The following is a 12,681-nucleotide window of genomic DNA, read 5'->3' on the forward strand; positions in this document are numbered from 1 at the left end:
CCCCCCCCCGCATCACGCGGTGAAAGAATTCGGCATCCACAAGCCCGCATCGAAGATCGGACACGGCGCAGCCCGACGGCCCGATATTCGCGCCTCTATCGGCACCGAGGAGCGCACCATCGGGATTGGATATCCTGTCCAACAGGAGATGATCTGTAACCGAACGTACGAACCCTGCGCCTGCGCGCCAAAACGCCCTCAAACCCGGTCTTTCCGTCTAAATCCGCACAGACGTGTGGATGAGCACCGCAGCGGCAACGTGGGACCGGAACGGGACCCCCACCGGCACGTTGACCGGCGCCATCAGGATACGAGAACGGCGTTTCACACAGTTCGGCACAGCGGGTCGGGTACAGAATGGGCGGTCAGCCACCAGGGTCCGGAACGGCTGCATCGCAGGCGATGGACCCCGCGGGGGATCCGGGCCGAGGGGCGTCGGAAGCGGGGTCCATCGCGTTGAGCGACAGCTTCCGGCGCTTCGCCGACGTGGTGCCGCTGATGCTGTGGCGCTCCGACGAGCACGGCCACGCGGTCCACCACAACGAGTGCTGGCTCGACTTCACCGGGCGCCCGCTCGAGGAGGAGCTGCGCCTCGGCTGGCGCAGTGGGCTGCACCCCGAAGATTTCGAGCGCCATGCCCGTATCGTCGCCGAGGCCTTCGCCGCGCGGGCGCCGTTCACCGTGGAATTCCGCCTAAAGCGGCATGACGGCGTCTACCGCTGGCTGCTCGACACCGCTCGCCCGCTGGTCGAGGACGGCCGGTTCCAGGGCTATCTCGGCTCCTGCTTCGACATCACCGACCGCAAGCATGCCGAGGAGCATATCGAGCAGGCGCTGGCCGAGAAGGAGGCGCTGCTCGCCGAGGTCTACCACCGGGTGCGCAACAACCTGCAGGTGATGGTCAGCCTGATCGGCCTGTACGGGCGCGCCGCCCCGGACCCGTGCCGCGGCAGCTTCGAGGCGCTGGGCCAGCGGGTGCGGGCGATCGCGCTGGTGCAGCAGCACCTGCACGAGGCGCCCCATATCGCCTCGATCGACCTGCACGATTACCTGCACCGCCTGGCCTCGGGCCTTGGGCAGCTCCGGCGCGCCGGGCGGATCAGCGTCCAGGTCGGCGGTTCCGGGACCGGGCTGGTCGAGCCGCGCACCGCCAACGCGCTCGGCATGATCGTCGCCGAGATCGTCGCCGAGTGCCTCGACGCCACCGCCGAGCACGTCGCCTGCTCCATCGCCATCGAGATCGACTCCGCCGCGGGGCATCCGCTGCGGGTCTCGATCGTCTCCGGGGTGAGCGAGATGGCGGCCACCGGCCGGTCCAACGTGCCCAATCTCGGGCCGCGCCTGATCGCCGCCTACGCAGCCCAGGCCGAGATCCAGGTGAGCGGCGATGCCAGCACCGCCGCGCCCCTGGTCCTGACCCTGCCGCCGACGCAGCCGCCGGAGGCGTGATGGCACCGCGCCCCCTGGCGATTTGCGATGGAGTCGCCAGATTTTCGCCAGGGCTCTATAGCGGCCCCGGCCCACCCCAAATCCGGTCCCTCATGGTTCCCCCGATCGACACCATCGTCGAGAATTTCGCCTTCATCGACGATTGGGAAGAGCGTTACCGCTACCTCATCGAGCTCGGGCGCGCTCTGCCGCCCCCGGACCCGGAGCTCCACGCCGAGGCCAACAAGGTCCAGGGCTGCGCCAGCCAGGTCTGGATCGACCTCGACGTCGACCGCTCGGATTCGGAGCCCCGCCTGCGCATGCGCGGCGACAGCGACGCCCATATCGTGCGTGGGCTGGTGGCGTTGATGATCGCCCTGTTCGACGGCAAGCCGTTGCGCGAGGCCGCCGAGACCGACGCCTTCGCGCTCTACACCAAGCTGGGCCTGGGCGAGCACCTGACCCCGCAGCGCTCCAACGGCGTCCGCGCCATGGCCGACCGGGTGCACCGCGACGCGGTGCGGTTCCTGCAGGTCGAGGGATAGGGCGCCGTCGGTTTCGCGACGGCACCCCGCCCGACGCGTTAGATCGCCGCCGCGGGGTCGGTCTCGTCGCCGTCCGGCGTGGGGCGGCGGGTCCGGGGGCGGCGGTCGAGGAGGGAGCGTCCCAGGGCACGCAGCGGCGCGGTCAGCCGCCGGGCATCCTCGGCGCGCTCCATGAGGCGCTCGCCGTTGCGGATCTCCTTGTCGAGCTTGGCCATGGTCCGGGCGAGCGCCGGGTCGTCGTCCTCGAGCCAGACCTGCGTCACGCGGGCGAAAGCGATCACGACGCCCTGGAGCTTGAGCTGGCCCAGCGGGCCCTCGGTGTCGATCCCGGCCGCCGCCAGCATGTAGCGGTGGGAGTTCAGCATCACGCTGTTCAGCGCCAGCATCGACAGCGGCTCGCCGCGCAGGGCGTAGGCGATCCGGCGCAGAGCCGGCTTGTAGGGCGTCATCGCGTCAAGCCGGCGCATCAGAACGTCGAACAGGCGCTCGCGGGTCGGCTCCTCTTCGAGGCCCGAGATGTCCCCTTCGAGGACCTTCCGGTCGATGATCCGGGTGAGGCCGCCCAGAACCGCACCCTTCGAGGGGAACAGGTCGCGCAACTCGGCGAGCGTCAGGCCGGCCTCGCGGGCGATGTCGCCGATCTCGATGTCGTTCCAGGGCTGCTCGGCGGCCAGGCGCATCAGGGCCTCGACCGCGGCCTCGCGGGGCGGCAGCTTGGGCGGGCTCTCGGCCTGCGCAGCGGCGTCCTGGGCCATGTCGGCCTGGCTCGTGTCGTCCTGCACGGCACCGGCACCCTTGCGGGTGCGCTTCGACGGGGCTCTGGTCTCGGTCATGGGTCTGTCGCCCGCTCCTGTCGGTCGTCGGCTCTCATGTAGGAAAGGCGGCGGCGATGGGCAGGGCCGTCGCGCGGCGATGCCGCACGGATGTCAGCCGGCGAGCTCGGCCGCCCGGCGCCGGGCCGCCGCCACGGCCTCGCGCAGGAGCGGCGCCAAGCCGTCCGGCCGCATCAGCACGTCGAGGGCCGCCGCCGTGGTCCCACCCGGGGAGGTGACGTTGCGGCGCAGCTCCGCCGCCTCTTCGGGGCTCGCCTCCAGCAGCGCGCCGGCGCCCGAGACGGTGGCCCGGGCCAGGGCCTGCGCCACCGAAGGCTCGAGCCCCTCGGCGATCCCGGCCTCGGCTAGGGCCTCGACCAGCAGGAAGACATAGGCCGGCCCGGAGCCCGAGACCGCGGTCACGGCGTCGATCTGCGCCTCGTCGGCGAGCCAGGCCACGGTGCCGTTGGCGGCGAACAGGGCGTCGGCCGCGTCGCGCTGCGCCGGCGTCACCTCCGCATTCGCGCAGGCGCCGGTGGCGCCCCGGCCGATGCACGCCGGCAGGTTCGGCATGGCCCGGACCACGGCCCGGGCCCGGAGCAGCCGGGCGCGCAGATCCGCGATGGTCTTGCCCGCCAGGATCGACACCAGCAGCGTGTCGGGGCCGACGAGCCGGTCGAGGCCGGGGGCTGCCGCCTCCAGGCCCTGCGGCTTGATCGCCAGGACCAGCACCGCCGCGGGCTCGGGCTCCGCCGGGTTCAGCCGGATGCCGTGCCGGGCGCAGAGATCCACGATCGGGCGGGCGGGCACCGGGTCGATGATCGTGGTGGCGCGGGGGTCGAGGCCCGCCTCGAGCCAGCCCGCCAGCATCGCGCCGCCCATCTTGCCGGCCCCGGCGAGAACCAGGGAGGCGGGCATCCGCGCCGGGGTCGCGGCCGCCGTCACGCCTCGCCTTCGGTCTCGAACAGCACGGCGTCCAGCGCCTCGCGGGCGCTCTTTCCGGCCCAGAGCACGAACTGGAACGCCTGGAAGTAGCGCTCGCAGGCATCCACGGCGGTCTTCATCATGGTGGCGCATTGCGGATGGGTCGGCACCGCGCCGCCGGCCAGCAGCAGCGCGTGGCGGAACATCACCACGCTGTCGCTCGACCACAGGTCGAAATGGCCGATCCAGAGCTGCTCGTTGATCATCGCGATCAGCCGCAGCACCTCGGTCCGCTGCCGCTCCGGCACCTTCAGGTCGAAGGCGCAGGCCACATGCAGGGCCTCGACATCCTCGATCCAGGTGAAGGCCACATGGTAGTCGGTCCAGCGGCCGGGACTGGTGATCGACATCTCGTCGGTCTCGGCCCGGTCGAAGATCCAGTCGCGCAGGGACGCCAAACGCTCGACGACGTCGAGCGGATGCTCGTTCCGGTCAGGGTCGTGGAAGTCGACGTGGAGAAGCGGCATGACGATCCAAAAGGACGGCCCGGAATCGACCCGGACCGACGTGACGGGGACGCGAGAAGAGTGTGAGAACACTCCGAGAACTTGATACGACCGGCGAAGACAGGCCGGGGTTGACGCGATCGACTGTCGAAGCTCTGCGGACATCGCCCCGCAGCCGCCGAATCACCCTATGCCTGACTATAGACCGGCCGTGACTCGCGACACAAAGTGCAGGTCACGCTCGGTGAACAGGAAACGAAATCATCGGCTGCGCTTCCTGTGCAAAAGCCTGAAGCGTTGCCGTCCGGACTCAGACGGCCTCGCTGAGCCCCGCGGCCCCGGCCCCGGCGCTGCCCTCCCGGGCCTCCAGGGCGGCCACACGGGCGGCGAGCGCCTCGTTCTGGGCGCGGAGATTGGTCACCATATCGCGCAGCACGTCGAGCTCCTCGCGGGAGGCGATGTCGAGGTCGCGGACGAGGCGCTCGACCTGCGCCTTGACCACCGTCTCGGCCTCGCGGCGCACGCCCTGGGCGGCACCGGCCGCATCGGTCATCAGGCGAGCGAGATCGTCGAACAGTCGGTTCGAGGGGGGCATCGTGGTCTCCCGGATCGGCCGGCTGCCGTTCGGCGGCCTGACTGCGCGATTCAGGGTGACGAGATAGGAATCCGCGGGGTGCGGAGCAACGCCCGAAATGCGGTCCGGACACGGAAGCGGGGCCCGAAGGCCCCGCCCGTCGCAATCACATGCGGCGCATCATCCGACGGTGCATCATCTTGCGGTGCATGTGCCGGTGCATCATCCGGCGCTCCATGCGCCGATGCATCATGCGGCGCTCCATCGGGGTCAGGCGGACCTGCGTCACAGCGTCGGGCGCCGTGATGCCCGAGGGGAGGCCGGGGGCGGCGCTGGCGGGCTGGACGAGGGCGGCACCGCCCAGCGAGGCCAGCACGGCGAAGGCGAAGGTCAGTTTCCTCACGAGGAGACTCCAATGTTCTGATCTCCGGGCATGACGCCCGGTTCATCCTCCCAAACGGGAGGTTCGGAGAGTCGTCTCGTGCCGGTGAGGGCACGGCGGGCCCGCGAGGACCCGCCGCCATCAACTTCTGGGTTAGAGATTCGTTTCCTCGAACGCCTTCACCCATTCGGCGCAGATGCCGGACCGGACGATGTCGTCGCGGGTGAACTCGACCACGGGGATCGGCATCATCCGGCTCTTGATCAGGTGCATGACCGTGCGCAGGCCGGAGGTCTCGCGCAGGTCGGTCTGGGAGACGTCGCCGTTGATGATGACCTGGCAATCGTCGCCGATCCGGGTCAGGAACATCTTGATCTCGGCCGTGGTGGTGTTCTGCGCCTCGTCGAGGATTACCAGGCAGTTCTTGAAGGTGCGCCCGCGCATCACCTCGAACGGCACGATCTCGATGTCGCCGGTCTTGAGGGCGATCTCGAAGGCGGCCTGGCCCATCCGCTCCTTCATGGCCTCGGTGAGCGGGGCGACCCAGGGGGCGATCTTCTCCTCGAGGGTGCCGGGGAAGAAGCCGAGCGAGCGGCCCGAGGGCACGTTCGGGCGGGTGATCACGACCTTGGAGATGCGGCGCTGGCGGAGCTGGTCGGCAGCGCGGGTCCCGGCGATGTAGGTCTTTCCGGTGCCGGCGGGGCCGAGGACGATCACCTGCGGGGAGCTGGCCAGGGCGTCGAGATACTCGGCCTGGCGGTCGGTGAGCGGTTGTATCGGGCTAAGGTTGCGCTCTTCGTCGAAGCGGGTGCGATGAATACGGGGCGTGCGGTCTTCAACCAGTTCAAGTCGTGTGCGGCGTCTCTTCATGGATCAACACTCCAACGGGACTTGCCAACCTGGATCTGTCGATGAACTGCCGTTTACCTTGTTGCTCCCGGATTTATTCTATTACGCAACTAATTCCGGCGCCATGCCGAAGGTTCCACCCCGTGCTATTCGCCTGTGGAGAGCGTCACGCCGCCTCGCCCGGGGTCGAATACGCTGTGCAAGCGTCGCACCAACGCGATTCGCACCCGACGATTGCGCGGCGGGTGTGACTAGGGGGTGACGGTTGATGCTGCGGCGCGGAAAAAGCCGTCCGGCTGGCAAGGCTGCATCAGGCCGATGGCCGGGAACACGGGGCGACGCGGCATCCTGCACGACCGCGATCCTCTCCGCCCGCACGGGCGAAGCCGGCCGACCCTGCCGCCCTGAAACGTCCGGGCTTGATCGGCGGGACTCACTTCATCCGGGCTGGATGAAGCTGTCGAGAACCATTTTCCGGCCGGCTTTATCGAAGTCAACGGTGAGCTTGTTGCCGTCGACGCCGGCGACGGTCCCGGGGCCGAACTTCATGTGGAAGACCCGCTGGCCGTCCTGGAACGCGGAGGGCGCGCCGGTCGACTTGGCGATCAGCTCGCCCTCGATCTGGCGCGGCCCGCCGGACCGGCCGCCCGGGGCGCTGCCGAAGCCGGACCGGTTGCCGGAGCCCGCGGCGGTGTTGGCCTGGGCGCGCTGCCAGCCGGGCGTACCGTAGCTCGACCCGAACGGCGTCGGGTTGCGGTCGAACCGCGAGGCGCCGGCCGAGAAATGCGCGGGCGCCTCGACCACGTCGACGGCCGATTCCGGCAATTCGTCGATGAACCGGGACGGGATGGTCGAGGACCACAGGCCGTGGATCCGCCGGTTGACCGCAAACGACAGCTTGGCGCGCTTGCGCGCCCGGGTCAGACCGACATGGGCGAGGCGCCGCTCTTCCTCCAACCCGGCCCGGCCGCTCTCGTCGAGCGCCCGCTGGTTGGGGAACAGGCCGTCTTCCCAGCCGGGCAGGAACACGGTGTCGAATTCCAGCCCCTTGGCGGCGTGGAGCGTCATCAGCGAGACCCGCTCGGCGCCCTCGGCCTCGGAGGCCTCCATCACCAGGGAGACGTGCTCCAGGAAGGCCGCCATGTCGGGGAATTCCTCCATCGAGCGGACGAATTCCTTGAGGTTCTCCAGGCGGCCGGCGGCGTCGGCGGACCGGTCCTTCTGCCACATCTCGGTGTAGCCGGATTCCTCCAGGATGGTCTGGGCGACCTCGCTGTGCGGCTGCGTCTCGATGAGGCGGGCCCAGCGGGAGAAGCTCTCGGTCAGCGCCCGCAGGGTCGCCCGGACCCGGGGCTTCAGTTCGTCGGTCTCGCACAGGCGCTGCGCGGCGATCAGCAGCGGCAGACGGTTGGCACGGCCGTAGGTGTGGAGCTGCTGCAGGGTGGCGTCGCCCAGGCCGCGCTTGGGCGTGTTCACGATCCGCTCGAAGGCGAGGTCGTCGCTGACATTCATGGTGACGCGCAGGTAGGCCAGCGCGTCGCGGATCTCGGCCCGCTCGTAGAAGCGTGGGCCGCCGATCACCCGGTAGGGCAGGCCGAGCTGGACGAAGCGATCCTCGATCTCGCGCATCTGCGCCGAGATCCGCACCAGCACGGCGATCTCCGAGAGCGGATGCTGCTTGGCCTGCAGGGATTCGATCGCCTCGGCGAGCTGGCGCGCCTCCTCCTCGGAATCCCAGGCGCCGGTGACGGTGACGCGCTCGCCCGGCTCGTCCTCGGTGCGCAGGGTCTTGCCCAGCCGGCTCTCGTTCTTGGCGATCAGGCCCGAGGCGGCGGCCAGGATATGACCGGTGGAGCGGTAGTTGCGCTCCAGGCGCACCACCACGGCGCCCGGGAAATCGTGCTCGAAGCGCAGGATGTTATCGACCTCGGCGCCGCGCCAGCCGTAGATCGACTGGTCGTCGTCGCCCACGCAGGCGATGTTTTTTCGCGATTGCGCGAGCAGCCTGAGCCACAGGTACTGGGCGACGTTGGTGTCCTGGTACTCATCCACCAGGATGTAGCGGAACCGGTCCTGGTAATTGGCCAGGATGTCCGGGTTTTCACGCCAGAGCTTGAGGCAAAGTAGCAGAAGATCGCCGAAATCGACGGCGTTGAGCGTCGCGAGCCGGGCCTGGTAGGCCGCGTAGAGCGCGCCGCCCTTGCCGAACGCGAAGGAGGTCGCCTCGCCCGGCGGGACCTGCTCGGGGCCGAGGCCGCGATTCTTCCAGCCGTCGATCGTGTGGGCCAGGGCCCGGGCCGGCCAGCGCTTCTCGTCGATGTTCTGGTCGGCGATCACCTGCTTCATCAGGCGCAGCTGGTCGTCGGTGCCGAGGATGGTGAAGTCCGACTTCAGCCCGACCAGCTCGGCATGGCGCCGCAGGATCTTGGTGCCGATGGCGTGGAACGTGCCGAGCCAGGGCATGCCCTCGCCGGCCGGGCCGATCAGCGCGCCGATCCGGTGCTTCATCTCCCGGGCAGCCTTGTTGGTGAAGGTCACCGACAGGATGTCGTAGGGGCGGGCGCGGCCGGTGGCGATCAGGTGGGCGATCCGGGTGGTCAGGACCCGGGTCTTGCCGGTGCCGGCCCCGGCCAGAACCAGCACCGGACCCTCCGTCGCCTCGACGGCGCGGCGCTGCTCGGGGTTGAGCCCTTCCAGATAGCTGGCGGCGTCCCGCCGGAGGGCGCCCATGGCGCGGGCGGCGATGGAGGTCGGAGCGCCGTCCCCGGCGGGCTGCGCGTGCGGGCCATTCTGCATTCCGCTTCCCTGGACCAAATCGCGAACGGCGTCGAGGGTGTTCGGGGCGGGGCGGCCCTCTGGCGCCGTCCGGGACTTATCGTGCTATGGCCGGTCGCAGGTTGCCCAGGGGGGCACGCGACGGCGGGGCATCACGGTGCCGCGACCGCGCGGGGTGGTTCGCGGAACGGTGAGCGTGCGTGATCTTCTGACCGCGCTGGCGGGCGCCGTCATCCTGGTTCTCGTCGCGGCGCTGGCCGTCCCGCCCGTCATCGATTGGCAGGCCCAGCGCGGCCTCGTCGACCGGGCGCTCGCCCGGTCCCTGGACGTTCCGGTCCGGACCGACGGCCGAATCGAGGTGCGGCTCCTGCCCTCGCCGCGGCTGCGCATCGACCGGCTGCATATCGGCACCGACCCGAACCGGCCGACCCTGGATGCCCGCTTCGTCAAGGCCGAGGTCGCGCTGGCGCCGCTCCTGAAAGGCGAGTTCCGCTTCACCGAGACGCGGGTGGGCCGCGCCGAGATCAAGCTCCCGGTGGCGGCGAGCGACGCCGTGCGGATCCCCTCCGACCTCGGCGAGGCCCTGCGCGCCCGCGACTTCGCCATCGAGGACCTGCACGTCCAGCAATTCCTCGTGACCACGCAGGTGCCGGCCACCGGCCGGACCGACCAGCTCTACGTCCAGGACCTGCACCTGCAGACCCCCGCCCTGATCGGGCCGTGGCGGGTGGAGGGCACGAGCGGCGGCGTCCCGTTCCGGGCGGTCAGCGGCACGCCGGGGGCCGACGGGCGGCTCGCCGTGAAGATCGCGGGCGGGGGCGACGCGCATCCGCGCTTCGAGGCGGATGCGCGCCTGGGCCTCGTCCCCAACGAAGCCGACGGGACGACACTGATCGAATCCGAGGGCTCGGCCCGCCTCGTGGTCGGGCCGCCGACCCAGGCGGCCGGCCCCTATCTGCCGTTCTCGCTGGGTGGGACGTTCAAGGCCCGCGGCGCGCAGGTGCGGTTCGAAGGTGTCGAACTCGCGATCGACCCGGGCGGGCGCGCCCTGCGGTTCGCCGGCACCGGCCGGCTCGATCTGCGCCAATGGCGCGCCAGCCTGAACCTGGAGGGCCGCCGCCTCGACCTCGACGCCTTCCTGACCTCGCCCGAGGGCCAGAACCTGATCGCCCGCGGCGTCCCGGATCTCGGGCGCGGCCTGCCGGCGATGCTCGACCTCGATCTTGCGGTGGGCAGCCTGGTGCTCGGCGGCGAGGAATGGTCGAACCTGGCGCTCGCCGGCACCGTCGAGCGCACGGGCGGCCTGCTGCTGCGCCGCCTGTCCGCGGTCGGCCCCGGCGACGCGGCCTTGAATGTCACCGGCCAGATCGAGGCGGCACCGTTCCGCCTCACCGGCCCGGTAGCGCTGAATGCCCCCGATTCCGAGCCGCTCGGGCGCTATCTCCGCCGGCTCGGCCTGGAGGGACCGCTGACCGCGCTCCTCGACGGGCGCCGGATCGAGGCCGCCGCCGACCTGTCCGCGGCCGCCTCCAGCCTGTCCCTGCGCAACCTGCGTCTCGGCCTCGGGCCGGCGCGCATCACCGGCAATGCCCGCTACACCGCCGCGGAGGCGGGTTCGCGCGGGCGCTTCGACGCCCAGATCCGCGCCAGCGGCATCGACATCGCCGCCCTGCCGCCTCTGGGCACCACCCTCGGCAGCCTGCGCGACCACGACCTCGCCCTGACCCTCGAGGCCAAGGACGTGCGCTACGGCCCGGCCGGCTCGGGCAACGGCACGATCGCGGCGAGCATCCAGTCGGACGGGTCGAGCCTGGTGGTCGACAGCCTCGACGTGGCGGATCTGGCGGGGGCGAGCGCGAAACTGTCCGGGCGGATCGGCGCGGACGGGACCGGCCGCGTCTCCGGGCGGCTGAAGGCCCCTGTGGCGGCCCCGCTGCTCGGCCTGCTCGAGCGGGTCTGGCTCGGCGAGATCCGCCTGCTGCCCGCCTTCCTGCGCGACGCGCCCCTCGACCTCGCCGTCACCCTGGACCGGGAGGGCGGCGCGGCCGACGCCCTGCGCAGCCAGGCCCGGGGCAATGCCGGCGGCGGCACCCTCGACCTGACGCTCGCGAGCCGCGGGACGCGGATCGAGGGCGGCACCGCCACGCTCACCGCACCCCGGGCCGGCATCTGGTTCGGGCGCACCGACATCGCCGGCCTGCAGCAGCCCGCCGAGCTGCATCTGAATGCCGAGCGGCCGGAGGCCGACACCCTGGCGCTGACCGTCAACGGCACGATCGCCGGCCTCAAGCTCGCCACCGCCCGGCCTATCCTGATCGGCGCCGACGCCCTGCCGAATGCCGGCGCAATCCGGGCCGACACCGCCGACCTCGCCCCGTTCCTGACCCTGGCCGGCGCCGCCCGGCTGAGCCCCGGCGCCTGGCCGGCCGACCTGACCTTCGTGCTGGCCAAGGATGCCGGCGACATCGCCGCCGACACGACCGGCAGGATCGCCGGCACCGCCTTGAGCGGCAAGGTTCTGCGGGCGCCGGGCGGAGCGCTCCGGGGACGCCTCAGCCTCGACCGCCTGTCGGTGCCGCAGCTTGCCACAGCTCTGCTGCTGCCGCCGGACCCGGCCAAGGCAGACCGCTTCGGGCCCGCGCCGCAGCCCATCGCGCCGTTCGCCCTCGATGCCCGGGTCGCGAGCCTCGATCTCGGCCGCGGCCTCACCGCCACGGAGGCGAACGTGGCCCTCGGCCTGGCCGACGGCGCCCTGACCCTGCGCAACCTCACGGCCAAGTTCGGCAGCGGGCGGATCGCCGGATCGGCCACGCTCACCCGGCGGGGGGCCGAGGCATCGGTCTCCGGCGAGGGCGCGCTCGACGACGTCGCGCTCGCCACCCTGGCGGGGTCCAGCCCGATCGGCGGGCGCCTGACCGCGTCCCTGCGCTTCACCACCCAGGCGGAGACCGCCTCGGGCCTCGCCGACACCCTGTCCGGCAGCGGCAGCCTCACGCTCAAGGATTTGAGCGTGCCGCAGGCCGACCCGTCGGCCCTCGGCCGTGCCCTCGCCCGAGCGGTGGAGATCGACGATCCCCTGCGGGAGGGACGGCTCCAGGCCCTGGTGGCCGAAGAACTCGCCAAGGGCGGCGCGCAGGCGAAGGCGCCGGCGAGCAGCCCGGCCACCATCGTCGGCGGGATCCTGCGGGCCGGCCCCCTCGACCTCGATTTCGGCGCCGCCCGCTGGTCCGGCACCCTTGGCTACGACCTGCGCGGCAACCGCCTCGATGCCCGCGGATTCCTGTCCGGCGGCCCGGTTCCCCGGGGCTGGAGCGCCGGCGCGCCCTCCGTCCAGCTCGGCTTTACGGGCTCCCTCGGAGCGCCCGAGCGCGTCCTCGATGTCAGCGCCCTGTCGAGCGGGCTCGCCGCCTTCGTGCTCCAGCGCGAGCTGGAGACCATCGAGCTGACCGAGGCCGACCAGGTCGAGCGCCAGCGCCGCCGGGCCCGGATCGAGATGGACCGCGCCCGCGCCGCGGCCCTCAAGGCCGCCGCCGAGAAGGCGGCCGCCGAGGAAGCCGCCCGGCAGGCCCGGGCGCGGGCGCAGAGCGAGGGCACGGCCGAGGGGCAGCCGGGCACCCCGGAGGCCGCGCAGCCCCAGGGACGGCCCTGATCGCGGCATCGGACGTTTCGACCTGGATCGCCGGTCCCGGCCTCGGAACGGCGAAGCGCGGCGGCAACCCCACCCTCTCCCCTCATCCCTAGCGAATTCACGGAACACGGTCCGAATGATTCTCGGCTGAAAGAGACGTCTGTCCGAGGCCGACACGCGCTTCCCTCCCCCCTCTGCGGGGGAGGGTGGCCCCCGAAGGGGGTCGGGAGAGGGGAGCGACGTGGCAGAACAGGGCTT

At 71.4% G+C, this 12,681-nt stretch carries 10 protein-coding genes; 3 read left to right on the forward strand and 7 right to left on the reverse strand.

Annotation, left to right across the window (positions count from 1 at the left end):
* Positions 1-402: 402 nt before the first annotated feature.
* Positions 403-1,449 carry a histidine kinase dimerization/phosphoacceptor domain -containing protein gene (locus WYO_RS28005; RefSeq protein WP_007569159.1) on the forward strand — a complete coding sequence of 349 codons (1,047 nt, stop codon included), beginning with the start codon at positions 403-405 and terminating at the stop codon, positions 1,447-1,449.
* Positions 1,450-1,541: 92 nt separating this feature from the next.
* Positions 1,542-1,973: a SufE family protein gene (locus WYO_RS28010; RefSeq protein WP_039904580.1), complete on the forward strand. Its 432-nt coding sequence runs from the start codon at positions 1,542-1,544 to the stop codon at positions 1,971-1,973.
* Positions 1,974-2,011: 38 nt separating this feature from the next.
* Here the strand turns inward: WYO_RS28010 and WYO_RS28015 are convergent, their stop codons facing one another.
* The 7 genes from WYO_RS28015 to WYO_RS28045 form a co-directional block, all read right to left on the reverse strand.
* Positions 2,012-2,728 carry a hypothetical protein gene (locus tag WYO_RS28015; protein WP_039904584.1) on the reverse strand — a complete coding sequence of 239 codons (717 nt, stop codon included), beginning with the start codon at positions 2,726-2,728 and terminating at the stop codon, positions 2,012-2,014.
* A gap of 171 nt (positions 2,729-2,899) precedes the next feature.
* Positions 2,900-3,703, reverse strand: coding sequence for a pyrroline-5-carboxylate reductase (proC, locus tag WYO_RS28020; RefSeq protein ID WP_039904585.1), 804 nt, complete (start codon positions 3,701-3,703; stop codon positions 2,900-2,902).
* A 23-nt stretch (positions 3,704-3,726) separates the two neighbouring features.
* Positions 3,727-4,236, reverse strand: a complete 510-nt coding sequence (locus WYO_RS28025; RefSeq protein ID WP_007569163.1) for a YbjN domain-containing protein — start codon at positions 4,234-4,236, stop codon at positions 3,727-3,729.
* 289 nt (positions 4,237-4,525) lie between these two features.
* Positions 4,526-4,810, reverse strand: a complete 285-nt coding sequence (locus WYO_RS28030) for an accessory factor UbiK family protein (protein ID WP_007569164.1) — start codon at positions 4,808-4,810, stop codon at positions 4,526-4,528.
* 145 nt (positions 4,811-4,955) lie between these two features.
* Positions 4,956-5,192, reverse strand: coding sequence for a hypothetical protein (locus WYO_RS28035; RefSeq protein ID WP_007569165.1), 237 nt, complete (start codon positions 5,190-5,192; stop codon positions 4,956-4,958).
* 132 nt (positions 5,193-5,324) lie between these two features.
* The gene (locus WYO_RS28040) at positions 5,325-6,041 is read right to left on the reverse strand and encodes a PhoH family protein (protein WP_007569167.1); all 717 of its coding nucleotides are present in this window, start codon (positions 6,039-6,041) and stop codon (positions 5,325-5,327) included.
* A 417-nt stretch (positions 6,042-6,458) separates the two neighbouring features.
* On the reverse strand, positions 6,459-8,816 hold the full coding sequence (locus WYO_RS28045) for a UvrD-helicase domain-containing protein (RefSeq protein ID WP_007569169.1): 2,358 nt from the start codon (positions 8,814-8,816) through the stop codon (positions 6,459-6,461).
* Positions 8,817-8,991: 175 nt separating this feature from the next.
* Between WYO_RS28045 and WYO_RS28050 the strand changes: the two genes are divergently transcribed.
* On the forward strand, positions 8,992-12,444 hold the full coding sequence (locus WYO_RS28050; RefSeq protein ID WP_007569170.1) for an AsmA-like C-terminal region-containing protein: 3,453 nt from the start codon (positions 8,992-8,994) through the stop codon (positions 12,442-12,444).
* Positions 12,445-12,681: the final 237 nt, after the last annotated feature.

It is taken from the genome of Methylobacterium sp. GXF4, assembly GCF_000272495.1.
GTDB lineage: Bacteria > Pseudomonadota > Alphaproteobacteria > Rhizobiales > Beijerinckiaceae > Methylobacterium > Methylobacterium brachiatum.

Coding starts and splice junctions, on each gene's coding strand:
- proC (WP_039904585.1), bottom strand. CDS start 3,703: ATGCCCGCCTCCCTGGTTCTCGCCGGGGCCGGCAAGATGGGCGGCGCG.
- WYO_RS28025 (WP_007569163.1), bottom strand. CDS start 4,236: ATGCCGCTTCTCCACGTCGACTTCCACGACCCTGACCGGAACGAGCAT.
- WYO_RS28015 (WP_039904584.1), bottom strand. CDS start 2,728: ATGGCCCAGGACGCCGCTGCGCAGGCCGAGAGCCCGCCCAAGCTGCCG.
- WYO_RS28030 (WP_007569164.1), bottom strand. CDS start 4,810: ATGCCCCCCTCGAACCGACTGTTCGACGATCTCGCTCGCCTGATGACC.
- WYO_RS28040 (WP_007569167.1), bottom strand. CDS start 6,041: ATGAAGAGACGCCGCACACGACTTGAACTGGTTGAAGACCGCACGCCC.
- WYO_RS28010 (WP_039904580.1), top strand. CDS start 1,542: ATGGTTCCCCCGATCGACACCATCGTCGAGAATTTCGCCTTCATCGAC.
- WYO_RS28045 (WP_007569169.1), bottom strand. CDS start 8,816: ATGCAGAATGGCCCGCACGCGCAGCCCGCCGGGGACGGCGCTCCGACC.
- WYO_RS28005 (WP_007569159.1), top strand. CDS start 403: ATGGACCCCGCGGGGGATCCGGGCCGAGGGGCGTCGGAAGCGGGGTCC.